The following is a 24479-nucleotide window of genomic DNA, read 5'->3' on the forward strand; positions in this document are numbered from 1 at the left end:
AAATTAAAATTTGAAGAAGGCCTTTTTTTATCAAACTCTAAGTTAAATTTAAATTATCTAGCAAGATTTAACTGAGTCTAAATCATATTTAATTTAAATTACTATTTCTTAATTTACTCAGTAATTAATTCTAAAGGAACAGGAGTATATTCTTCAACTTCTTTACCATTTGCTACCTCAATTGCTTTTTTTACAGCCATTTCACCCATTAAACCTGGTTTTTGGGCCACAGTTGCTGCTAATTCTCCTTCTTTTACAGCTTCTCTAGCATCATCAATAGCATCAAAACCAACAATCATAATCTCATCTGAACGACCAGCAGCTGAAATAGCTTCCATTGCACCTAAGGCCATATTATCATTATGAGCAAATACAGCATCTATTTTTGAATTACCCTGCAGGATATTTTCCATAACCGTCATACCTTCTGCTCTATCAAAAGCAGCTGGTTGTCTAGCAATAACTTCCATTTCAGGATAGCTATCAATACTTATATTAAACCCGTTACCTCTATCTCTAGCAGCAGAGGTTCCTGGAATTCCCTGAAGTTCTACTACTTTAGCTTTTTCACCTAGCTGCTCAGCAATAAAGTCTCCTGCCATTTTCCCACCAGCTACATTATCAGATGCAATATGACTTGCAACTTTTCCACCTTCAGCTGCACGATCAACTGTAATTACTGGTACACCAGCATTATTTGCTGAACTAATTGCAGAAACAACAGCATCACCATCAACAGGATTAACAATTAAAACATCTATCTGTTTAATTAACAGATCTTCAACACTACTTAACTGACTTGCAGCATCATCTTGAGCATCTACAGTTAAAATTTCAATTCCCATTTCTGCTGCCATGGCTTCAGCACCATCTTTTAGATCAACAAAAAAAGGATTATTTAAAGTAGAGACAGCCAAACCAATTTTAATATCCTGTGCTGCAGTACCAAGCGAAAGACCTACCACCAACATAAAAGCTAATGTTAAAATAATAGTTTTTCTCATTTTTTTATTCCTCCTTGAATTTAATTCTTTAAATGAATATTTGTCAAAAAGAAGCTGCTTAAAAGCTCACCCCCTATTTGAAATATTTTACTTAATTTATATTATTACTGCTGCTGACTCTTACGATCTAAGAAAACAGCTAACAGAATAACAGCACCTTTGGCAACTAGCTGATAAAATGAAGATACATTTAAAAGATTTAAACCATTATTTAAAACTGCGATAATTAAAGCACCAATAATAGTTCCAATTACTCCTCCACGACCACCAGAAAGGCTAGTTCCTCCTAGTACAACTGCAGCAATTGCATCTAATTCATAGCCTTCTCCAGCCATTGGCTGAGCTGAATTAAGTCTTGAAGTTAAAATAATACCACTTGCTGCAGCTAAAAATCCATTGAGACCATAAACTGCTATTTTAATTTTATCTGTATTAATACCTGATAATCTAGTTGCTTTTTCATTACCACCAATAGCATAAATATAGCGTCCTAAAGGTGTTTTTTTAAGTAAAATAAAAATTACAAATAAGAGGATAAACATAATCACAACTGGAATTGGAATCTTAACTAAATAGCCAGCCCCAAAAAATCTAAAAGTATCGTTAAAACCTGAAATGGGACGTCCACTAGTATAAATAAGTGTAAAACCCCGGGCAATAGTCATCATAGCTAAAGTTACTATAAAAGCAGGCAATTTAGCTTTAGCAACTGCAATTCCATTAAATAAGCCTAAAACAGTACCTGCTGCTAGACCAACTAAAATCGCTAAAAAAACATTAAGACCAGAATTAACCATCATCCCTGCTGCAATAGCTCCAGAAAAAGCAAGCATTGAGCCAACCGACAGATCAATCCCACCTGTTAGAATTACCATTGTCATTCCAAAGGATATAATAGCGATAACTGAAACCTGTCTCACTATATTTAATAAATTTGGTACTGTTAAAAAGTAAGGACTCATAAAAGATAGGATAATTACTAAAATTAAAAGCCCAATACCTGTTTTAAACTTATTTAAAATTTCTAAAAAATTTTTATTTTTAATATCATTTAAATTATTCACTTTGCTGACTCCTCCTTCCAGTTGCTAGCTTCATAATAGCTTCTTGATCTGCCTGAGCAGCATCCAACTCTCCTATAATTTCTTTTTCATGCATTACTAAAAGTCTGTTACTTAAATTTAAAACTTCTGGTAATTCTGATGAAATTAAAATAACTGCAACATCTTGCTCAATTAAATCTTGCATTAAATTATAAATTTCTCTTTTAGCTCCAACATCAATACCCCGAGTTGGTTCATCAAAAATTACAACCTCTGGTTTAGTAGAAAGCAGTTTAGAAATCACAACTTTTTGCTGGTTGCCTCCACTTAAATTTTTAAGAAGCTGTTTTTCTGAAGGAGTTTTGATATTTAAATCTTCAATATATTTTTGGGAAAGTTCTTTTTCCTGATCTGAATCAATAAAAAACTTAGCTTTTAAAATTCTTTTTAAAACAGAAATACTAATATTATCAGAAACTGAGAGTCCCAGAATTAAGCCTTCATCTTTGCGGTCTTCACTTAAATAAGAAATTCCATTATTTAGAGCATCTGCAGGAGAACTAATTTGTAATTTTTTCCCTCTATAATAAATATCTCCTGTTTTTTCTTTAAAAACCCCAAAAACTGCTTTAGCTAATTCTGTTCTACCAGAACCCATCAAACCAGCTACTCCAAGTATTTCTCCTTTACGCAGTGAAAAAGAAGCATTAATTATTTTATCAGGGACAGATAAATTTTCAACTCTCAAAATTTCTTCTCCTGGATTAAATCTCATTTTCGGAAAACGATCTTCAATTTTTCGACCGACCATCATTTTAATTAATTCATTTTCATCAGTCTCAACTGTCTCAACTTCACCCACAAATTTACCATCTCTTAAAACAGTAACTCGATCACAGATTTCGAAAACTTCTTCTAAACGATGAGAAATATAAACAATTGCTATATCCTGTTTTTTTAGCCTTTCTATCAGTTCAAATAAAATTTTAATTTCCTGATTAGTAAGTGAAGAAGTGGGCTCATCCATCACTAGTATATCAGAATTTTGAGAAACAGCCTTAGCAATCTCCACCATTTGCTGGCTACCAATATTTAAATCTTTAATTTTGGCTTTAGGATTAATCTGGACCCCCAGCATCTCCAAAACAGCATTTGTTTTTTGATAAAGTTTTTGATAATCAATAAAAATACTATTTTTTTCTTCTCGACCAAGATAAATATTTTCTGCTACATTAAGATGAGGAATTAATTCTAACTCCTGATGAATAATTGCCAAACCAGAATTTTGGGCTTCTTTTGGTCCCTTAAATTCAACCTCCTTACCTTTTAAAATAATTCGACCTTCATCACGCTTATGAATTCCATTCAGTACTTTCATCAAAGTTGATTTCCCAGCTCCATTTTCTCCCAGTAGAGCATGAACTTCACCTTTGCGGAGAGAAAAATTAACTTTATCTAGAGCCTTTACTCCAGGAAATTTTTTAGTGATATTTTTCATTTCCAGTACTTTTTCTGCTCCCATTTAAAAATCAACTCCTGAAATCAAAATTATGTTAGCATAGGGAATAATCTCTCCACTTCGAACTACAGCTCTGGAATTATTTGTTTCTTTTTTGAACTCTTTGTGAGCTATATATTCAATTTCTATATTTGGCAGTAAAGCAATTATCTCAGCTTCTAATTCTGGACTCTTTTCTTTAATTTCTGCTGCCAGAATTGCCTTTTCTACAACTAAATCATCCAGAACACCCTTAAGTATTTTTAAGAACTTAGGATAGCCTTTGGTCACAGATAAATCAATTCTTTTAACTGCCTGTGGAATTGGCAGGCCACAGTCTGCAACAACCAGGCTATTTTTATGTCCCATTTCTGCTATTACTTTTGAAAGTTCACTATTAATTATTCCATTTTTCTTCATTTTAGTTACTCCTTTCTGCAAGGAATTCATTTAATTCATTTTGATCTGGTATAGAACTCTGAGCACCTCTTTTGCTAACTGAATAAGCTGCAGCTTGAACAGCACATTTTAAAGATTTTTCCAGATCATTTTCCGAAATCAAACTGGCTGCAAAAGCACCTGCAAAAACATCGCCAGCAGCTGTTGTATCTACTGCTTTAACTTTTAGAGCATCTAAATGAAGTGCTTGCTCTTTATTATAAAAGTTGAGACCTTTTTCTCCCTCAGTCACAATAATGTTTTTCACACCTTTATCAAGTAAAATCTCAATTTTTTCTGAACGAGTTTTAGCATCAGCAGCAGCCATTAATAAATCAAGTTCACCTTCATTTGGCAGTAAAAAATCTATTTCAGATAAAATATGATCAGATAATTGTTGCGCTGGAGCTGGATCTAAAATGATTTTTGTATTATTGGCTGCAGCAATTTCTACGATTTTTGCAATAGTTTCAACAGGAATTTCCAGCTGCAGCAGTATAATTTCAGCTTCAATAATTTGAGACTTAATTTTTTCAATTTTAGCTAGATCTAATTCATAATTTGCTCCAGGCGAAACTATAATTCTATTATTTCCTTCTGGGTCAACAGTAATGACTGCAACACCTGTACTTTTGTCTTTAATCTCAAAAATATTATCAATTTTGGCTCCACCATTTTTTAAACTTGATTTTAACATAGGAGCAAAACTGTCATCTCCACAAGCGCCAATAAATTGAACCTCATCTCCCAACTTTGCTGCTGCTAGAGCCTGATTTGCTCCTTTACCACCTGGAATTTGTGCAAATTTACCACCAATTATAGTTTCTCCTGCTTCTGGATAGCGTTCAGTTTGAACAACTAAATCCATATTCATACTTCCAATAACAAGAATTTTTGACATTAATCCACCTGCTTTCTTATTTAGTCTCTATTTTTAAACTGATTCTCTAATAACTAACTTAGTTTTTAATATTTGAGCTTCAACTTCCGCCTCATAATTATCTATCATTTTTAAAAGTACTGAAACTGCTTTTTCACCTAAACTATATTTGGGCTGTCTCATAGTGGTCAGCTCTGGTCTTAAAAGTGATGCTATATCAATATCATCATGTCCTGCTACTGCAATATCAGCTGGAATATTTAAACCAGCAGCAAATAGAGCTTTATAAACACCAGCAGCACTTAAGTCATTAGCTGCAAAGACAGCTGTTGGTGGCTCTTTTAACTTGAGTAATGTCTGCATAGCTTCAAAAGCTAATTGCTGGGTATAATCCCCTTTAATAATATAATCTTCATTAATCTCAACTTGATAGTCATTAAGTGCTTTTTTATAGCCTGCTAATCTATCTCTAGCAGTAGTAGTTTTTAAATCACCAGTGATATGAGCAATTTTTTTATATCCTTTTTTAAGCATATATTCGACCATCTGATAAGCAGAATTTTTATTATCAATACTAACCAAAGGATAAGAATTACTAAATACAGATCTATCTATTTGAACAACAGGATAATTTGCAGCCTTTAATTCTTTTAAAATTTCTTCATTTCCTAGTGAAAGAGATACTATTAACCCATCAACCTGTTTACTTTTAAATAGTTCAACTGCTTTCTTTTCTTTTTCCAGATGATTATCTGTATTAAAAAAAATTATTGAATAACCTGATTTTTGAGCTTTATCTTCAATAGCTCGAGCAACTTGTGGAAAAAAAGGATTGCTGATATCAGGAATAATTAAACCAATCGTATGTGTTTTCTGCATTACAAGTCCCCGAGCTACACTATTTGGCTTATAATTCAGTTCTTCAATTAGCTTTAAAATCTTAGTCCTAGTCTGATCACCAACATCAGGTTTATTATTTAAAACTCGCGAAACTGTAGTTACTGAGACATTAGCTTTTTTTGCAATATCTTTAATTGTGACTTTCATTAACTATCACCTAATTTATTTTTAAAATTAATAATAAATGATCCAATATTATTAATTTTTTCGTTTTATTTTAATAATTATTTTTCGAAAACGTTTACGTTAACGTTTACAATTATAATTATAAAATATTCTGAAAAATAAATCAAGTTCTAATTTTAATATTTTGCAAAAAAATTGAGAGCTTATTTTAAAAAGCTGTTGAAAATAATAAAATTATAAGATATAATTAGGAAAAATAGATAATTATTAAGGTGCCTTAATAAGGAGAATAGGGAATCAAGTTAGAATCTTGAGCGATCCCATCACTGTATTCAGCTTAAAAACTTTTTAAAGTCCACCCTTTTGGGGAAGGAAAAAAGAACTTGCTGTAAGTCAGGAGACCTGCCTTTATAATTAAATTCTTTGTGAATTATGGAAAAGTTCACGATCTCTTTGGGGATCGTGGGCTTTTTTTTGTTTTTAAAAAATCTAATTGGAGGAATTAAAATGAAAAAACTCAAACAGACTCTTCAAAACATTAAAAGTGTTGATTTAGAAACAATGGAAGCAGCAACAGCAAGATTAGACCAATTAACAAAACCTAAAGGAAGCTTAGGTAAATTAGAAAAATTGGCTATTAAATTAACTGGAATCCGTTCTGAGCTTTATCCTAGTTTTAAAAATAAAACTCATATTGTAATGGCAGCAGATCATGGAGTTGTAGAAGAAGGAGTTAGTCCTTGTGCTCAAGAAATAACAACTCAAATGGTAACTAACTTTTTAAATCAAGGAGCTGCAATTAATGTTTTAGCAAAACAAGTAGGAGCAGAACTTAAAATAGTTGATATCGGAATGGTAGATGATCTAGAAGCAGAAGCTTTGATAACAAAAAAAATTAAAAATGGAACTAATAATCTTGCTCAAACAAGAGCAATGACAAAAAAAGAAGCTATTTTAGCTTTAGAAGTAGGAATCGAAGTTGTAGAAGATGCTATCAAATCAGGTGCAGAAGTAATTGGAATTGGAGAAATGGGAATTGGAAATACTACTCCTAGTTCAGCTATTATAGCAGCCATTACTGGTGCACCGATAGCAGAAATCGTTGGCTTTGGTTCTGGCTTAGATGCAGCTGGAGTTAAAAATAAAATTGAAGTAATAAAAACCTCACTTAAATTAAACAAATTTGATTCAGATGATGGAATTGATATTTTAGCTGCAGTTGGTGGTTTAGAGATTGCAGGGATGGCAGGAGTTATACTGGGAGCAGCAGCCAATAAAGTACCAGTAGTAATGGATGGTTTAATTTCTGGAGCTGCTGCTTTAATAGCCCAAAAAATAGAGCCTGAAATAGTAAATTATTTAATCCCTTCTCATATCTCAGTTGAACCTGGCCATAAAACTATTTATAAAAAATTAGGTCTCAGTCCTTTTTTAGATCTAGATATGCGTTTAGGTGAAGGCACGGGAGCGGTTTTAGCTATGCCATTTTTAGATACTTCAATTAGTATTTTAAGAGATATGGCCACTTTTGCTGAAGCAGCTGTTATTAATCCAAATGCTTAAACTAACTTCAAATAACTGTTTTCAATTCTTTTTCTAACCAGTTGAGAAATTCTAATTTAATTTTTTCACCCTTTTTAGAATCTAAAAACTGATAGTTTTCAAAAGAATTTTGCACAGCATTTAAAATTTTAGCTAACTGAAAAGGTTGATCAGTTAAAGCTTCAGCTATTTTAGGAATTAAATCACCATACATAGCATCAGAATATAAGACTGCTTTTGTAATAATAGCTGAAGCTAATTTTAATTTTAGCTCAACTCCTCCCCATTGAAAACGATGATCTAGGCAAAGGTCAAAATCAGGACTTTCTCCAAACCTCCAATCCCAGCTTGCATATTTATTAGTTAATTTTTCAAGTTCTTGGTAATCAAGCTCAACATTTGCAAGTGCTTTCTTTTGCTGATAAATTGCAGCAAAACTATTTTTAATACTTTCTTTTATTTTACTAACAGTTATTTGTTGATCAATTTGGCTTAAATTAATAACCCTTGCTTTAACTGAATCAATCCCTTTTGATTTTATTTTAGCAGCTGAAACTGTTAAAAGAGAACTAAGTTTTTTTAAATCACTATTAACTAAAACAGTACCATGAATATAAGCTGCTTTAGTTCCAAAATAATAAGCAGTACCAGAAACTTTTTTATTTTGACAGAGAATATCATTTCTGCCTGAAAATTTGGCTTTAAAACCTAAATTTTGGAGAGCGGCTAAAATAATTTGTAATTGTTTTTCCAGCTCATATTCTGCTTTAGGCATTAAAATTGTATAATTTAAATTACCCTGATCATGAAAAACAGCTCCTCCACCTGATAAACGGCGGGCTAGTTTGACCTCTTTTTCTTGAAGTTTGTTTACTGAACATTCTTGCCAGGCATTTTGGTTTCTCCCAATTACTATTGTGTCTTTATTTTGCCAGAGATAAAGAATAATTTCATTTTCATTTAAATTGTTAAGCAAATATTCTTCTAAAGCTAAATTTTCCCAAGGATTATAGCTCTTAGAAGCTATAAATTTAGCCTTTAACTCTTTAGTCTGCATAATTAATTCTACTCCTTTTAGTTAAATTGTATTTATAATATTTAAAATCCCTCCCTCAAATACTCTTTTTTAGAGAATATTAAGGAAGGGATTTAATCTAAATAAATCTCCGTCTAAATAAATTTTAATCTAAGTTATCGAAGCTTGATAAATCTTTTCTACTACTGTTTTTAAATTATGATTAAATTCTTGCTCTGATTGTTCTACCTGTAGATCCTGCAGTAGTGCTCTCGAAAAACTAGCAATCATATTTTTGTTTTCAGCAAGTTTAGTTACAGCATCTGTTTGACTTTGACGCTCCTCGGGGCAAGCCCACGAGGATTCCTTGTTCATAGAGAATTGCCTACTTAAAGCATAGCAAAAGCTAGATTAAGTTGGTCTTATGCTCTCTCCAAAGGCGTAAATTCGGGTATGCCCTACCCTATATAGTCTAGTCTATCTTATACCTAAGTCTAATTTACCTTGTTTTAAAAGGTTTTTACTAGCATTTATATCTCTATCGTGAGTTGTGCCACACTCACAAGTCCAAGTACGAACTGCTAGGTCTTTGACTTTAGAGTTTTTAACACCACACTCTGAACAAGTTTGACTACTAGCAAAAAATCTATCTGCTTTGTGTAATATACAATCATACCATTTGCTTTTATATTCCAGCATTGTGGTAAACATATTCCAAGCACAATCAGAAATATGTTTTGCTAGTTTAGAATTTTTAAGCATACCTTTTATATTTAAGTCCTCTATGACTAGAAGTTGGTTCTCCTTTGTTAGTCTAGTGGACAATTTGAGGTTCCCCCATTAAATTAGACACATAGTTTAGATAGTTTTCTCTCGTTTTCGTAGTCTTCTGGACTTTTATAATTTAAAGTTGAATGCATTCTGATTCTGTTGTAATAAACAGCTATATATTCGAAAATATCCTGTCTTGCTTGTTGTCTAGTTTTGTAATCTTTTTGATAAATTAATTCTGTTTTTATTGTGGAGAAGAAACTTTCTGCTACTGCATTATCCCAGCAGTCTCCTTTGCGGCTCATTGAAGATCTTATTCCATTTTTCCATAGCTCTTTCTGAAAATCATGACTTGCATACTGGCTGCCTCTATCAGAATGAAAGATCAAACCTTTTTTATGATTTCTATTTTTAATTCCCATTTCCAAAGCATTTATTACAAGCTGCCTGGTCATTCTTTTATTAATTGACCAGCCAACCACTTTTCGTGAATAAAGATCTATTACTACAGCCAGGTAGAGCCAGCCTTCAGCTGTCGGTATATATGTAATATCTGAAGCCCAAACTTTGTTTGGCTTAGATACATCAAAATTTCTATTAAGCAAATTTTCTTTTAGCGGTAAATTGTGATTTGAATCTGTTGTCTTTTTAAATTTCTTTTTCTGAATTGCCTTAAGACCCATTACTTGCATAAGTCTCACAACTCTTTTTATATTACAGTTATGGCCTTCTTTTACCAGCTGACGATGTATTCTTGGACTTCCATAGCGGCCGCTATGCTGCCAGTATATTTTAGCTATTTCTAGTTTCAGTTTCTTATTTTCAATTTCTCTTTGACTGGGTTCTCTATCTAGCCAATCATAGAAACCTGACCGGGAAACTGCTAATACCTGGCACATTTTCGTCACAGGAAATTGATCTCTGTGGTCCCGGATAAAACCGTATATTACTTCGGTTTTTTCGAAAAGATGCCCACTGCTTTTTTTAATATATCACGCTCTAATTTAGTTTCTCTAAGTTCATCTTCAAGCTCTTTTATTTTTTGTTGTTCAGGTGTTAGTTTTTGCTTTCCATTACCAGGAAAAGCATGTTCACCACTATCTCTATATTCTTTACGCCAGCGGGTTAAATTACCGTAATTTATTCCTAGATCATCAGCTATTTCTTGTACTGTCTTATTTGAATTTATGCTAAGTTCAACAGCATCTCTTTTGAATTCTTCAGTGTAACTTCTTCTTTTTCCCATTTTGGGCACCTCCTGAGTTTATTATATATCTTAACTCAGTGTCCTACAAATTGGGGGAGGGTCAGTGTATATTTTGACTATTAAACAAGAAATCAAATCTTAACTTGCTAGAACAGGTTGGACTATGACAGATTTAGTTAATGCTTTAAATGAAAAATATAATCGTGATGATAGTGTTCAAAATTTAAGTAATAAGCTATCAAGAGGTACTATCAAATACAAAGAAGTCAAAGAGATAGCTGATATTATAGGTGCTAAAATTGATTGGAATTTTTCATTAAATCAATTTGCTCTTGCTTCATTAATAACTACCCCATTTCTGCTTTTAAAGATATTATTATTTATAAGTATATAATTTATTTTATTTAATTACAAACTATAAGTTAAAATTAAACAAAGTTTAAACTATAATTAATAAAATAGGAACTAAAAAAACAGTTATTAGACCAGCAATCCCAATTGCTAAGCCACTCATAGCACCTTCTGTTTCACCCATTTCTATAGCTCTAGAAGTCCCTACTGCATGAGCAGATGTTCCGATAGCAACTCCTATTGCTACTTTATTTTTAATTCCAAATAATTTACAAATAAAAGGGCCAATTATAGAACCTAAAATTCCAGTTGTAATACTAGCAGCTACCGTAATAGCAGTTATTCCACCAATTTGTTTAGAAATTTCCATTCCAATTGGAGTTGTGACTGACTTAGGAATTAAAGCTAAACTAAGGGCTAAATTTAAATTAAATAATTTTGTCAAATAAATTATAGTTATTATACCAGTTAAAGTTCCAGTACTAATCCCAATTAATATTGCTTTGTAATTTGCTTTTAAAAGTTCTATTTTATGGTATAAAGGCACTGCCAAAATCACAGTTGCTGGACCTAAGAAAAAAGATAATAAGTCCCCACCTTTATTATATATCTTTAAATCTATATTAAAACTTATTAAAATAATGATAGTCAAAACTATACTAATTAACAAAGGATTAAATAAAGATAACTTAGTCTTTTTATTTAAATAAATTCCTAATTCAAAAGTTAAAATAGAAATAATTAAGCCTAGATAAGGAGTATTAATTAATTCTTCCATCAATTATCCCTGCTCATAATAAACTGGATAGTTAAACCTGTAACAACCATTATAACAATTGTAGAAATAACAACTATTATTATAAAAGGAAACCAATTTGCTTTTAATTGATCTAGATTTTTAATTAAACTAACCCCTGCAGGAATAAAAAATATTGCCAAATGATTTAAAACAAATTCAGCAAACTTATCAATCATATGTAATTTAATAAATCCTGTAGTTAAAAATATTAATAATAAAATCATAGCCAAAATACTGCCAGGGATTGGGGTTTCAAAAAAATAATTTATAATTTCTCCACTAAAAGCAATTAAAGCTACAATTACAAACTGCCTAAAAATTTTCATCTAATTTAATCACCTCTTGCTTGAGTTTGGTTATAGTCAACTATTCTTATTTAGCTCAGAGCACCTGCTTATTTTAACATATTTTTAAATAAAAATCTATCCCCAACTCAAACTAGTTTAGGCTTTTTTAAATTATTTTTTTCAGCTTAAATTATTTATTTTTAGCTGGAAAATAGTAGATCCAGCCTTCATCTTTTACTTTTTGATCAGCTACCTCTGGGCCAACTAAATTAGGCAGTTTTTTTAAATCAGATCCAGCTCCATAAGCTAAAGCCATAATTGCACAAAGAGCAGAATCGTAAGCATCAGTCCCCACTTTAACACTTGCCGGAATCATATCTTTAAAAGGCTCAGCTGCAGCCGCATATTTACTGGCTTTTAAAAGAGCTGGATAAACTTCAATTAAATCTCGCTGATTATTCTTATTTAGCATTGGCTGAACAGAAAAATTATGTTCAGCAACCCACTTATTAAGATGAGCTATGGCAACTGTAGCATTTGTTCCCAAACGATCAAAAACTGCTGAAAGTGGTTTTTTAGCTAATTCTTCATAAATATGGACATCTGTTTTTCGATAAGCAAGTTGATTATAGATTTCTTTTTCAGGTCTATAAAAAGCTTTTTCTTTGCCGTTAATAAAATCCTTAAATTTTCGGGGGAAACTTAAGGGTGCATCAATTCCAATTACTAAATCATAATCATTAATTTTAATTTCATTTTCTCCTATAACCTTTTGTAGAATATAATTTAAAGAAAAAAGTGATTTAGCTGGAATCCTTAGTTCAACTGGATCTCCTAGCCAACTATATTTTTTTTGCTCATAATCCCAGCAGATAATAGAAAAACCATGATTAGCTCCCATCCAACCTCCAACATCCCAACCTATTGCAAGTAAATTATTTTTAGACATTGGTTTATTTAAGTTTACTTTCTACAGAATCAATTTTTTTCGCCATTGCGGCTTCCTTATCCCGACGATCATCAATTTTTAAATTAGTTGTAACTCTTTGGGCACCATTATTAAAAGGTACTTCGTGCAGTTTTTGAACTATTTCAAAGATATCAGCAAGTTTACCTTCTAAAACAGTTCCCATTGGAGTTAATTGATAATCAACTTTATCTTGTTTTTTTAAAAGCTGATGACAACCAGCAACATATTCACTTAAACTTGTAGTTTTAGTTCCTAAAGGAACAACTGTTAACTCTGCAATAACCATCATTAATCTCTCCTTTTTAAATTGAATTTTTCTTTAAATATTTCTAGTTTTTCTAAGCATTCTTAATACAGATTCTTCACTAAGATAATTTTTTACTTTATTTAGTTTAATCCACTGCAAATTTTTAGACTCACTGCTTTTTAATAATTTTTCTTCAGCATCTGCTTTTATTAAGATTCTTAAATCATAATGAAAATGAGGAGCCTCTTTTTTGAATGCTGGAATTTTATGAATATCAAGGTCAAAAAGATCATTTTTGACAATTACAAGAGAGTTTAAACCTGATTCTTCTTTAGCCTCTCTCAAAACAGCTGTTTGAATTAATTCGCCTTTTTCTAAATGGCCACCAAGTTGAATCCATTTATCTAATTTTTTATGGTGGTGTAATAATACTTTAGTTTTATCATAATTTATAATCCAGGCAGAAACCGTTAAATGTCCACTAGAATTAGCCCTAAAATAATTATTTTTATTATTAACTAAGAAATTTATAGTTTGCTTTTTATATTCTTTTTCACTTTTATTTCCTGGAATATAGTTTTCAATTTTATTTAATATTTTGCTAAAATAATCCACTTTTATAACAATCCTTTCTTAGTTTTTAAAATTTATTAATACGATTTTAAAGGTCTATTGATATCTATCTATAATTAATCTAATTTTAACTTAAAGGATTAAAATTATTTTCTAATTTTAGTACCACTGTAAGTAAAAGCCTCACTATTCATATCTAAACGGTCATCTTTGATTTCAGCTATAATGTTATTACAATTCCCACAAACAAAATTTTTAGCTTGTATTTCTCCATCATAAAGTCTTGTTATTTTAGATTTCCAACAGCGAAGAACTTTACCTTGGCCAATTTTTTTATATTTAAATAATTTAGTTTTACACTTAGCACATTTAATTGTCAACATTATACCACAATCCTCTTTTAAGTTTTAATCTTCGACTGAAGCTTTATCAATCTTGGATAATTCTGCTTTCTGCCAACTTTTAAAACTTTCAATTTCAAAACTTAGTTGATCAAAAACAAGCTTAAAAGCATATAAATCATCTGCAAAACCAATACCTACAATCATATCTGGAATTAAATCAGTTGGTAAAACTAAATATGCTAAAGCAGAAATAATCAAACCTAAGCTACCATCATCTATTTCATATTTACCTTCTGAATGAGCTTCGAGCATCTCTAATAAAATAACTACTTTTTCTAGAAATTTAATTTTATCTTTTTTTTGAGCTATAAATTCTTTAGTTTTCCTTAAAATTGTTGAAACACTATCATGACCAGTGCCCCATTTATTACCTAGTCTACCTAAAAATCTAATTAATTGATTTTCAGTAAAATTTTTATTCAAAAATCTTTCCTCCTAATTAACTTCAAACTTTATCCTTTATTTTATAATATCAAAGCTTTACCTAATTTTAAGTTATCTTTTAACAGTTTTAATTTAAACTCAATCAAGTTCAGTTAAAACTTCAATCCCATTTTCAATTAATAATTCTGCTGTCAAACCATTGCCTTTAATTAAAGTGCCACTAAAAGAACCATCATAAACCTTTCCCCAGCCACAAGAAGGACTTCTCTGCTGTAATACTGCTTTTTTTGCTCCTATAATTTGAGCAATTTTTAAAGTCTTTTCTGCCCCCTGTTTAAATGCTGCTGTCAGATCTTTTCCCTTTTCGGTCACAACTTTTTTATTTCCTTCTTCCGTAACTATAATTTCAGAGGGATCTCTGGGAGTAGAAAGCCCCCCCAAAACTTCAGGGCAAACTGGAATTGCCTTTCCTTTTCTAACTAAAGCTGCTACTTTTTTATTCAAATTATTTTTGCTATCATAGCGGCAGTTAATTCCTGCCAAACATGAACTTACAAGATACATTCTATTTACTCTCCTCCAAAATCTGTTATTATTTTAGCTATTTAGATTACCATTTATTAAAATGTACTTTAGCTTCTAGATATCTATTAGAAGCTTCTTTTTCTTCTGCTGGATAACCGAGCGCAATCAGAGAAAGGACTTTTACTTTTTCGGGAATTTCTAAAATAGAATTCACATCTTTTATAATTCTTTCTTTAGGATAAACTCCAAGCCAAACAGCTCCTAAGCCTAAATGAACTGCTTCTGTTAGCATATTTTCAGCTGCAGCTGCATAATCTTGTACCCAAAAACTCTGGTAAAGCTCTTCTTCTAAGTTTGAGCAGACAGCTATAGCAGTATCAGCTTCTCTAAGAGCCTCTGCATAACCATGGATATCAGCAATACTATTTAAAATTTCTTTATCTTTAATAATTATAAAATGGTTTATACGCTGATTTCCACAAGAGGGTGCTGCAAAGCCAGCCTTAACAATCTTTTTGATTTTTTCTTCTTCAACCTTCTCAGAACTATATTTTCTAATACTTCTTCTTGCAAAAATTTCTTTCATTCTCTTTCACAACTCCTATTTTTTAATAAATTCTAGATATTAATTAAAATTAAAGCGATTACTGTCATCACAATTGAAGCCCACTCTTTATTTTTTAGTTTTTCACCCAAAAATAAATAACCAACTGCAGTTATTAAAACAATGCTGCCAGCACTAAATATGGGGAAAACAACTGCTGTTTTAAGATGATTTAAAGCACTAATCAAAAAGAAGGAAGAAAAAAGATTGGGTATTCCAACTGCAAAACCAGTCAGTAATTCAGATTTTTTAGGTAAACGTCTAACTTTTTTAAAACTATAAAAAAAGCTAATTAAAAAAGCAGAAAAGAAAACCCAAAATAAAAATAAGACTTTGTAGTCAACTAAAGCATATTTCTGAAAAATCTTATTACTAAATTCTGCAATTCCTCCATATAAAAAAAGAAAGATTAAGTTTAATCGCAGAGCCTGGCCCCAGTCTTTATTAAAAGGAAAATTGACCAAGACAATAGAAATAATGGCTAAAATAATTCCCAGCCACTGCAGATCTTCTGGATATTCCTGCCAAATAACAATTGCAAAAAGCATTGGAATCAAAATCCCCAGTTTACCAAAGGTACCAGCAAGACTGGCTCCATTTTCGCGCACACTTTTTTGATAATAAATAAAAGAACTAAAGAAAAAAACACCAGCAACTAAGCCAACAACTGTTGCCCACTGCTGACTTGATTGAGAAGCAAAAATTCCTTCTCCTCTAAAGATAACTCGGCTAAAATTAGCCTTGAAATCAGCTGGATTAAAGTCAAAAAACTTAATCTTCTCTTTGAAAATCAAAAATAAAGCAATAATCGCAGCTGTAAAATAATTAACTGAGGTAATTATATATCTGTTTAAATTATTTGATTCGCTAAATTTAAAAATTAAGGCAATCGAAGAGCTGCATAAAACTGCAAAAAATAAATAGATCAAAAACTACACTCCTTTCATTTTCAAGCTCTATTATTAATATTAAACTTTAAATGAAAAATCCCTTCAAAAAAGAAGGGATTATCTTTAAATACTTTATTTGACTTTAATAGATTTTAAGCTTTTCAAATTTATCGCTATTGAGTTACTGCAAAATTAACTTTTCTCATTAAAGCTTTTGGTAATTTTATTATAACAGGATTATTACTGATTACCTTAGTTCCTTTAGGTAGGCTTCTGTGATCCAGCTTGATAACTGCTGTTTGCCCTAATTTAGTAGTATTTTTAGTTTCATATACAATATGATATCTCCCCTGACTATCTGTAGTTATTATTTCTCCTTTTAAAGTTATTAACTTTACTCCAGCTATACCTTTTTCACCTAAATCCTGAATTCCATTATTATTTTTATCATTAAAAACTTTACCAATTATAATTGAAGCAGAAAAAAGAGGATCACCCTTTATTAATACTGATTCTTCAGCTGTATTAGAAATTATTAAATCATCTTTTTCTGCATAAGCTTTATTAATATATTGCTGATTAGAATTCGCAGCTGTTCCAACTACTAAAAGATAACTTATAATAATTTTTTGATCTTTTTCAACAGCCAAACTTCCCCAGTTTATTATTTTACTATTAGCATCACTAACAATTATTTTTGAGTCTAGACCATTTTCTCTTTCAATTACTGCAGAGCCTTTAACATATTTAAAAGTTGTTGGCAGTTTATCATAAATTTTCAAATCATCTATTTTTTGATTAGAATTATTTATTATTTCAATTTTATATTGAATAAAATCCCCTACTGCTGCTTGATTTTTATTGGCAGTTTTTGTTAATGAAATCATTTTATCTTGGATAGGATCAATTGGTATATGGTTATTAATTATATCTGGATCACCAGCTTCTAAAGAAAAAGATAGATAATATTTGCTATTAGATATTAAAGCAGGCGGTTGACTGTTTGATACTACTTCAAATTCTGGTGTTGTACTATCAGCATCAACTGCAGTATCTGGATCTAAACTTCCTGTTTCAACCTCAATTATTTGAGAAGGAAATTGTTTACTGTAACCTGCTGGAACTTCAACTTCTATTCTATACTCTCCTGGACTGGGAAGAAAATTATATCTACCATCTGCACCTGTTGTTTGTTCGTCAATAATTTGATCATTATCATCTAAGAGTATTACTTTTGCTCCAGCCACAGCATCTTTAGTTAGTGAATCATATATTACACCTTCAGGATCTATTTTTAGATCTTGATCCTCTGCCTCATTATGTTCAAAATTATTAACTACACCTGCTTCAACTTGATCTGAACTTATTAAAAGTTTATTATAAATAACCTTTGTTTCTGGATGTTTAATTAATAATTCATAATCTACTTGAGCAGATAAGCCATTAAACGAAAAGTTTCCTTCACTATTCAGCACCAAGCTGCCTAATTTGTTTTTAGCTTGATAAAGTTCAATCAACCAACCTTCTGGAATATCCGGCTGCTCACTAATTGCTTTTCCACTAATTTTGACATTACCAGGTGAAGCACCTACTTGAATTAATACTTCTGCTGAGCCACTTAAATTTCCACTATCAGCCTCATAAGTTAATTGACTTGTAATTCTTTTAGAAGCAGCTGTTTCTTTAACTTCAGCCTGATATCTTATTTCAATTTTTTCTCCCGCCTTGATAGATCCATAGTCTAAACCATTTTCTAGTTGAGAATCACTTCCAACATCATTTAAGAAAAGACCATTTAAATTTGTACTTTGAGCAATATAATTTAAACCTTCTGCCAGTGGATTTTTAACATTTAAATTATTAGCTTCCATATTACCATTATTTTCTATTGTTAATTTATATTCAATTAAATCTTTCACTTCCAATTCTCCGCCATTGATATCTCTAGCACTTATTTCTGCAGCTAAAATTGGACTTTTACCAACTACTACATCCTTTTCGCTTTTAACCTGCTTTGTATTAGCCGCAGATACTGTTCCACTACTTTTAATTATTTCACCTTCTGCAATGTCTGCATTTACAATCACTTCATAAGAGAGAACTATTTCTGCTCCTACTTCTAAGGCATCTAAATTGACTATTATTTGACCATCCTCAATTTGGTATGGCAGTTCAGATTGTGCTTTAACTGTGTTATAGTTCTTAATTTTATTAATTGCTGTTTTTAAGCAATCATCTGTTATCGCCAATAGATTTTTCCAATTAAAATCTTTTCGATTTACTGCTGTCTCTATCTCTTTTTCTATTATACTTAGACTGTCAGAAACTAAAGTAGTGTCTTCAGGTAGTAGATCATTAATATTAACTTCAGCCGCTTTTTTAGTTCCAACATTTCTAATTTTATTGGTTATCTCCAGTCTATCTCCTTTTTCAATATCTCCTTTATTTTCATCTATAATTTCTCTTTCAGACTCTAATATAGGTAGATTACCAATTTGACTTCTAGTAAGATCCTTAAGAGCTTTTGTTGCAGGATCATCACTTAAAATAGATTTTATTGGATTTCCTTCAAAGTCATTTCCATTTAATTCTACTTGATTTTTAATTACTGATCCTAATACTGATTCTTTAGCGACTTTAACACTATAAGTTAAATTTACTTTATTTCCCGGCTGATGAGAAATAACTCCTTCTTCAGCATCTGGACTATTTACAGCAAAGCCAGCCATTAGTGGACAATTACCATTATCATCAGCAACTTTTTGACCATTTAAAGTAGTTGAGCCGCTAACATAAGTAGTATTTGAAGGAATAGGAGCAAATATTTTTGCATCTTTTAATTCAGCTAATCCTGTATTTTCAATCTCTATTTGATAGGTTATCATTTCACCTGCTGCTAAGGTTTGACCATTTTCGTAGCTATCTGACATTGATACTTTCATTTTCGGTCTAGCTATGCTTTTAAACTTCCAAGTGCTTTTGTCAGCTATTCCTGCATAAATATTACCTGCTTTATCTTCAAAAGCTCCGCTATCTATCTGTACATAATATTCTGTTGCTTCTTCTAAAGCAGTCTCTCTTTTGATAGTAATTCTATCTGTCCCCTCGCCGCTAACTCTTTCTTTACTAACATCTATTCTTTCTACTGTACTATCATCAAAGGCTCTTTTAATTACTATATTACCTCTCCCTTTATTTACAATCTCATTAAAGGTGATGATCAGATCATCATTTAAGCCTTTACTAATACCTCCATTTTCAGGGCTCAAACTCTTAATAACTGGCGGCTCATTATCTGCAATCATTCTTACTCCTGAACTGGCAGTTAAAAGCTCATCCCATTCGGATTCAATATATTCTTCAAAGCTACAGCTAACTGTAAGATCAGTTATATCTTCTGTATATGCCCCCTCAACTGAATTACCGCTAAGAGTTATCTCTACAGTTCTATCATCTATCCTGCTTATACTACCTACACTTACTCCTTCTGGCAAATTACTTACTGTCCAGTTATTTGAATTAATTGTTGAAACAAATTCTCCTCCTGTCAACTTAACAGTAATAATCTCGCCCTCTTCTTCTCCCAAAATTAGACTACCATCATCAGAAATAGTAATTGATTCTTCATCAGCCGTAACTGTTATAGTTGGGATATCATCTTTAAATACTAATTGCGTTCCATTAGCCTCAGAATAAATATTAGCATATTCATCAGCTGCCAATTCAGCTGATTTAATCTTGATTCTCATATCTGTAATATCAGCATCAAAATCTCTTCCATCATAAGCAAAGTTTATTTTACATTCTTTATCATTTATATAATCAACACTTTCAATGCTCAGCCCTGCTGGAGCATTCTCTAAAATAAAGTTACTCTTATCCAGACTATTATCTGCAAAAGTAGTTGGATATATCTTTAAAGAAATGCTGGAATTAGCTAAATTTTCTTCATTCATGTTGCTGCTAGTTTTTACTTCTCCAGCAGGTACATAAATATCATAGTTTTCACCACCTACAGTAAGAGTTTCTAAAAAGATACTATTAGGTGTATCTTGCTTATAAAGAGGATTTGCATTTAAATTATATAAAGAAGTTAACTTAGTTAAATCGGATAATGCTCTTATATCGCTTATCTCATTGTAACCTAAATATAAATATTTTAAATTAGTTAAATCTGCTACTACACTTATATCGCTTATCTTATCATTAGATGATTGTAAGTATAACTCCGTTAATGATTTGAAATTAGATAGTATAGTTAAATCTTCATCATTTATATAAGTAGAATTTAAATTTAAAAAGTTTAAAGCAGTTAAATTCTTTAATGAACTTATATCTTCTACATTTGTAGACCCTAAATGTAAATAATTTAATTTACTTAGATTAGATAAGCTATCTATATTACTTATCTCATTCTCTTCCAAAGATAAATGCTCTAATTCAGTTAAATTCTCTAGCACACTTAAATCACTTTCATCAGTTATAATGTTACTTCCTAATACCAACTCGGTTAACTTAGTTAAATTAGCTAATACACTTATATCGCTTATTTTATTAGAAGATAAGTCTAACCTAGTTAAATTAGTTAAATTTGCTAAGTAATCTATATTATTTATGACATTTTCAGTTAAAGTTAAAGAGTTTAAATTAGTTAAATTCTGCAAAGGGCTTAAATCACTTATCTTTTTCCCTCCATAAAGAGCTAATTTATCTAAAGACGTAAAATGCTCTAAACCACTTAGATCACTAATCTCAGTATAAAAAGATTTTAATGTATATAAGTTTACAGATTCACTTAGACTAATCTCTCCATCACCATTATTATCTATCCCTCTATCAAGTATTTGCTGCTTCAAATTACTATCAGGGATATTGATTACAGTTTTAAAATTCCAGCTTGTCTTATCATTCATACCTGGATAAGCATTGCCACTTTGATCTTTAAATGCTCCACTATCAATCTGTACATAATATTCTGTTGCACCTGCAAGTGTAGTAGCAGGGTCTATGGTAATTGTATCAGTCGAACTACTTGTTACTTTAGTACTATCAGTTACATCTATACTCTCTACTAGAGTATCATCAGAGGCTTTATAGATTTTTATATTACCTCTTCCGACAACTACATTTTTATCAAAAGTAATAACTAAATCATCATTTAAACCTTGATTATCCGTTCCGGCTGCTGGACTTAAATTACTGATATCAATAATCTGTCCTCCATCATTAATTGTCCAGCTATGATCATCCTTTAAAGACTGGCGGGCAGTTTCTGCAACTGCAGAATACATACAATTAGGAGCATCAAGAGTTACGCCATTCTGTACACTCTGTGCTGACCAACTATTTAGAATACTATTATAATTGGCTACTGTAATTTTAGCATCACCACCAAACATAACAACCATAGTTGTTACACTACTTACATCCCAGGAACTTAAATCCTGATCAAATGAAGCTGCATTATAAAACATACCCATCATATTAGTTACATTACTTACATCCCAACTTCCTATATCTCCATCAAAAGCAGTTGCCAAAGCAAACATCCCACTCATATTAGTTACACTACTTACATTCCAACTGCTTAAATTGCCATTAAAAACATTTGTATTAGCAAACATACTATTCATAGTGGTTACACTACTTACATTCCAATTGCTTAGATTACCATTAAAAAGAGTTGCTTTATCAAACATACTCTTCATATTAGTTACACTGCTTACATTCCAACTATCTAAATCCTGGTTAAAAGCACTTGCTTCTCTAAACATTCCTTTCATATTAACTACACTGCTTACATTCCAGCTACCTATATCACTATTAAAAGAAATTGCTCCATAAAACATCTCTAACATATCAGTTACACTGCTTACATCCCAGCTGCCTATATCCTGATTGAAATTACTTGCTTCTCTAAACATTCCTTCCATATTAACTACACTGCTTACATCCCAACCACTTAGATCTTGATTGAAATCACTTGCTTTTTTAAACATATAAGACATATTAGTTACACTACTTACATTCCAGATATCTATATCTCCATTAAAAGTACTTGCCTCACTAAACATAGCCTCCATATTTTTTACATTTCCTACATTCCAACCATTTAGATCTTGATTGAAATTACTTGCTTTTTTAAACATATAAGACATATCGCTGACATTAACTACATTCCAGCTGCCTATATCTCCATTAAAAGCACTTGCATTACTAAACATAGACTCCATAGATTCTACATTTCCTACATCCCAAGCACTTAAATCCTGATTGAAATTACTTGCAAAAGAGAACATATAAGACATATCATTTACATTACTTACATTCCACTTATCTAGATTAGTAATACTGCTTTTATCAATACTAGCAAAGGCATAAGATAAATTACTAACACTAACAGGTAGTTTTTGGGGAACTTCCTCTAAGTTACTGCAACTTTTAAATGCACCAGATAATGAAGTAAGTCCCAAATTACCAAAATAACTTACCTTTGTTAATTTATAATTCTTTTTATCTGTTAGATTTCCCTTACCAAATTTAGTTAGATCACCAGAGATAGTTACAGTATATCTTCCTTCACTGCTATAAGTATGACTCTTATCCCCAGAACTAGTATAACTGTTAGTACTTCCATCACCCCAATCTACTGTTACATCTACTGTCCCGTAAAGTGGTAATTCAATTGTAGTACCAGATGATAAATTTGTATCGAACTCCAGTACCATAGCGTCTACAGTAGTAAAATTCCAGCTTGTTTTATCATTTATTCCTGGATAGGCATTGCCACTTTTGTCTACAAATGCTCCACTAGCTATCTGCACATAATATTCTGTTGCCCCTTCAAGTGTAGTAGCAGGATCTATGGTAATTGTATCAGTTCCACTACTTGTTACTTTAGTACTATCAGTTACATCTATACTCTCTACTAAAGTATCATCAGCTTTATATATTTCTACATTACCTGTTCCGATAGTTACATTTTTATTAAAAGTAATTACTAAATCATCATTTAAACCTTGATTGTCTGTCCCAGCTGCTGGAGTTAAAGTACTGATAGCTGGGGCTGTTTTATCAACAACAATATCCCCTGTATAATCAACTGTATTTGTACCACTATTAGCATCATTAGCCGTAAAAGTTACATTGGTATATGTTCCCTCTGCAATATTCAAACTATCTATATCCCAATTTAATATCCAGCTTCCACTTCCCCCATTAACATTAGTGCTTTGCATCTTCCCATCAATTGTTGCTGAAATTGTAACATCATCGCTATCTGAATCTGAGACTGTACCAGAGATAGAGATATTATCACTATTTCCATAGTTCAAATTAGCACTCGGGTTATCAAGATTGATAGTTGGTGCTGAATTTGTGCTGTATGTAACTACAAGCTGTGGTGGATAAGTTGTATCTTCCTTTGAACAAAAAAGAAAATAATTATCTCCCGAGGTAGCACCTTTTAAAAGAAAAGTTGCAGTTTGATCTTCTGAAATTTGATTCTTTACAAAAGTTGTTACATCAAAAGTTTTCCATGTCCCTGTTGATAGACTCGTATTATTTTCTAATATAGTTACGTTTTGAGATGGCACTGTAGTATTTGTACTCGTCTCTTCTATCCATGAATCATCATTTGATCCATATAAACTCACAAAAGGAAAACCTACAAGAGCAGTCCCATCATTCGGTATATATATCCTTAATTCAGCACTGCTAATAGTAGTATTAACTGTTGATAAATCATAATTAAGTGCAGCTGCTGAATCAATCCAACCAATAGTATTTTGGCCGCTTCCAACAAATAGTACATTACGTCCTCCTATAGCATTATCAACACTATCATAAGTTCCAGCATCATATATAAATACATCTGCTGTTGGATTTAATGTAGTCTGAGCTGCATAAGAGATTTCAGTACTCAAATGAAAAATAGTAATTAATATTATTAAACTGCTAATAATAGATATTAATCTTTTATTATTTTTTTTATTCATCATACCCACCTTCCATATTTCAAG

Annotated in this window: 23 protein-coding genes and 1 riboswitch; of the genes, 2 read left to right on the top strand and 21 right to left on the bottom strand. The window is 31.4% G+C overall.

The features are described from left to right. Positions 1-113: 113 nt before the first annotated feature. The 6 genes from rbsB to HPRAE_RS05830 form a co-directional block, all read right to left on the bottom strand. Positions 114-1004, bottom strand: coding sequence for a ribose ABC transporter substrate-binding protein RbsB (rbsB, locus tag HPRAE_RS05805; protein WP_014553303.1), 891 nt, complete (start codon positions 1002-1004; stop codon positions 114-116). Positions 1005-1108: 104 nt separating this feature from the next. Then, positions 1109-2068 (bottom strand): ABC transporter permease subunit, encoded by a 960-nt coding sequence (locus HPRAE_RS05810; RefSeq protein WP_014553304.1) that lies wholly within the window; start codon positions 2066-2068, stop codon positions 1109-1111. Next, positions 2061-3569, bottom strand: a complete 1509-nt coding sequence (locus HPRAE_RS05815; protein ID WP_014553305.1) for a sugar ABC transporter ATP-binding protein — start codon at positions 3567-3569, stop codon at positions 2061-2063. Before HPRAE_RS05815 ends, HPRAE_RS05810 begins: the two co-directional genes overlap by 8 nt. Beyond that, positions 3570-3965, bottom strand: a complete 396-nt coding sequence (gene rbsD / locus HPRAE_RS05820) for a D-ribose pyranase (RefSeq protein WP_014553306.1) — start codon at positions 3963-3965, stop codon at positions 3570-3572. Between the two features lies 1 nt (position 3966). After that, positions 3967-4884 (bottom strand): ribokinase, encoded by a 918-nt coding sequence (gene rbsK / locus HPRAE_RS05825; RefSeq protein WP_014553307.1) that lies wholly within the window; start codon positions 4882-4884, stop codon positions 3967-3969. A gap of 33 nt (positions 4885-4917) precedes the next feature. Continuing rightward, positions 4918-5910, bottom strand: coding sequence for a LacI family DNA-binding transcriptional regulator (locus HPRAE_RS05830; protein ID WP_014553308.1), 993 nt, complete (start codon positions 5908-5910; stop codon positions 4918-4920). Between the two features lie 232 nt (positions 5911-6142). Continuing rightward, a riboswitch (cobalamin riboswitch) is annotated at positions 6143-6313 on the top strand. A gap of 83 nt (positions 6314-6396) precedes the next feature. Here HPRAE_RS05830 and cobT point away from each other — a divergent pair. After that, positions 6397-7452, top strand: a complete 1056-nt coding sequence (cobT, locus tag HPRAE_RS05835; RefSeq protein WP_014553309.1) for a nicotinate-nucleotide--dimethylbenzimidazole phosphoribosyltransferase — start codon at positions 6397-6399, stop codon at positions 7450-7452. A gap of 7 nt (positions 7453-7459) precedes the next feature. Here the strand turns inward: cobT and lplA are convergent, their stop codons facing one another. The 4 genes from lplA to HPRAE_RS05855 form a co-directional block, all read right to left on the bottom strand. Continuing rightward, positions 7460-8488, bottom strand: coding sequence for a lipoate--protein ligase (gene lplA / locus HPRAE_RS05840; RefSeq protein WP_014553310.1), 1029 nt, complete (start codon positions 8486-8488; stop codon positions 7460-7462). Positions 8489-8617: 129 nt separating this feature from the next. Beyond that, positions 8618-8821, bottom strand: a complete 204-nt coding sequence (locus HPRAE_RS05845) for a hypothetical protein (RefSeq protein WP_041606943.1) — start codon at positions 8819-8821, stop codon at positions 8618-8620. Positions 8822-8923: 102 nt separating this feature from the next. Further along, positions 8924-9271 (bottom strand): RNA-guided endonuclease TnpB family protein, encoded by a 348-nt coding sequence (locus HPRAE_RS05850; RefSeq protein WP_050755997.1) that lies wholly within the window; start codon positions 9269-9271, stop codon positions 8924-8926. Between the two features lie 20 nt (positions 9272-9291). Continuing rightward, a protein-coding gene (locus tag HPRAE_RS05855) for an IS3 family transposase (RefSeq protein ID WP_148220544.1) occupies positions 9292-10463 on the bottom strand; the annotation gives its coding sequence in 2 pieces (ribosomal slippage) (positions 9292-10205 and positions 10205-10463; 1173 coding nt in all). Between the two features lie 124 nt (positions 10464-10587). Here HPRAE_RS05855 and HPRAE_RS11280 point away from each other — a divergent pair. Then, a complete protein-coding gene (locus HPRAE_RS11280; RefSeq protein WP_245528255.1) occupies positions 10588-10818 on the top strand; it encodes a hypothetical protein in 231 nt (76 codons plus the stop codon). Between the two features lie 45 nt (positions 10819-10863). Here the strand turns inward: HPRAE_RS11280 and HPRAE_RS05870 are convergent, their stop codons facing one another. From HPRAE_RS05870 to HPRAE_RS05920, 11 genes are all read right to left on the bottom strand, one after another. Further along, complete coding sequence (locus HPRAE_RS05870) at positions 10864-11553, bottom strand: LrgB family protein (protein WP_014553311.1); 690 nt, start codon at positions 11551-11553, stop codon at positions 10864-10866. Beyond that, positions 11553-11900, bottom strand: a complete 348-nt coding sequence (locus HPRAE_RS05875; RefSeq protein ID WP_014553312.1) for a CidA/LrgA family protein — start codon at positions 11898-11900, stop codon at positions 11553-11555. The genes HPRAE_RS05870 and HPRAE_RS05875 overlap by 1 nt, the downstream gene beginning before the upstream one ends. Before the next feature lie 151 nt (positions 11901-12051). Beyond that, entirely contained in the window at positions 12052-12810 is a 759-nt protein-coding gene (locus HPRAE_RS05880; RefSeq protein WP_014553313.1) for a DUF429 domain-containing protein, read from the bottom strand. A gap of 4 nt (positions 12811-12814) precedes the next feature. Next, positions 12815-13117, bottom strand: a complete 303-nt coding sequence (locus HPRAE_RS05885) for an MTH1187 family thiamine-binding protein (RefSeq protein ID WP_014553314.1) — start codon at positions 13115-13117, stop codon at positions 12815-12817. A 33-nt stretch (positions 13118-13150) separates the two neighbouring features. Next, a complete protein-coding gene (locus HPRAE_RS05890) occupies positions 13151-13693 on the bottom strand; it encodes an NUDIX hydrolase (protein ID WP_014553315.1) in 543 nt (180 codons plus the stop codon). A 104-nt stretch (positions 13694-13797) separates the two neighbouring features. Beyond that, positions 13798-14034, bottom strand: a complete 237-nt coding sequence (locus tag HPRAE_RS05895; protein WP_014553316.1) for a hypothetical protein — start codon at positions 14032-14034, stop codon at positions 13798-13800. 24 nt (positions 14035-14058) lie between these two features. Then, the gene (locus tag HPRAE_RS05900) at positions 14059-14478 is read right to left on the bottom strand and encodes a YkvA family protein (protein ID WP_014553317.1); all 420 of its coding nucleotides are present in this window, start codon (positions 14476-14478) and stop codon (positions 14059-14061) included. A gap of 99 nt (positions 14479-14577) precedes the next feature. Then, positions 14578-15003, bottom strand: coding sequence for a 2-thiouracil desulfurase family protein (locus HPRAE_RS05905; RefSeq protein WP_014553318.1), 426 nt, complete (start codon positions 15001-15003; stop codon positions 14578-14580). Between the two features lie 46 nt (positions 15004-15049). Then, on the bottom strand, positions 15050-15550 hold the full coding sequence (locus HPRAE_RS05910; RefSeq protein ID WP_014553319.1) for a nitroreductase family protein: 501 nt from the start codon (positions 15548-15550) through the stop codon (positions 15050-15052). 32 nt (positions 15551-15582) lie between these two features. Further along, positions 15583-16497, bottom strand: coding sequence for an SMR family transporter (locus tag HPRAE_RS05915; protein ID WP_014553320.1), 915 nt, complete (start codon positions 16495-16497; stop codon positions 15583-15585). Positions 16498-16631: 134 nt separating this feature from the next. Beyond that, positions 16632-24455: a BspA family leucine-rich repeat surface protein gene (locus HPRAE_RS05920; RefSeq protein WP_014553321.1), complete on the bottom strand. Its 7824-nt coding sequence runs from the start codon at positions 24453-24455 to the stop codon at positions 16632-16634. Positions 24456-24479: the final 24 nt, after the last annotated feature.

The sequence above is a fragment of the Halanaerobium praevalens DSM 2228 genome, assembly GCF_000165465.1.
In the GTDB taxonomy this organism is placed as follows: Bacteria; Bacillota; Halanaerobiia; order Halanaerobiales; family Halanaerobiaceae; genus Halanaerobium; species Halanaerobium praevalens.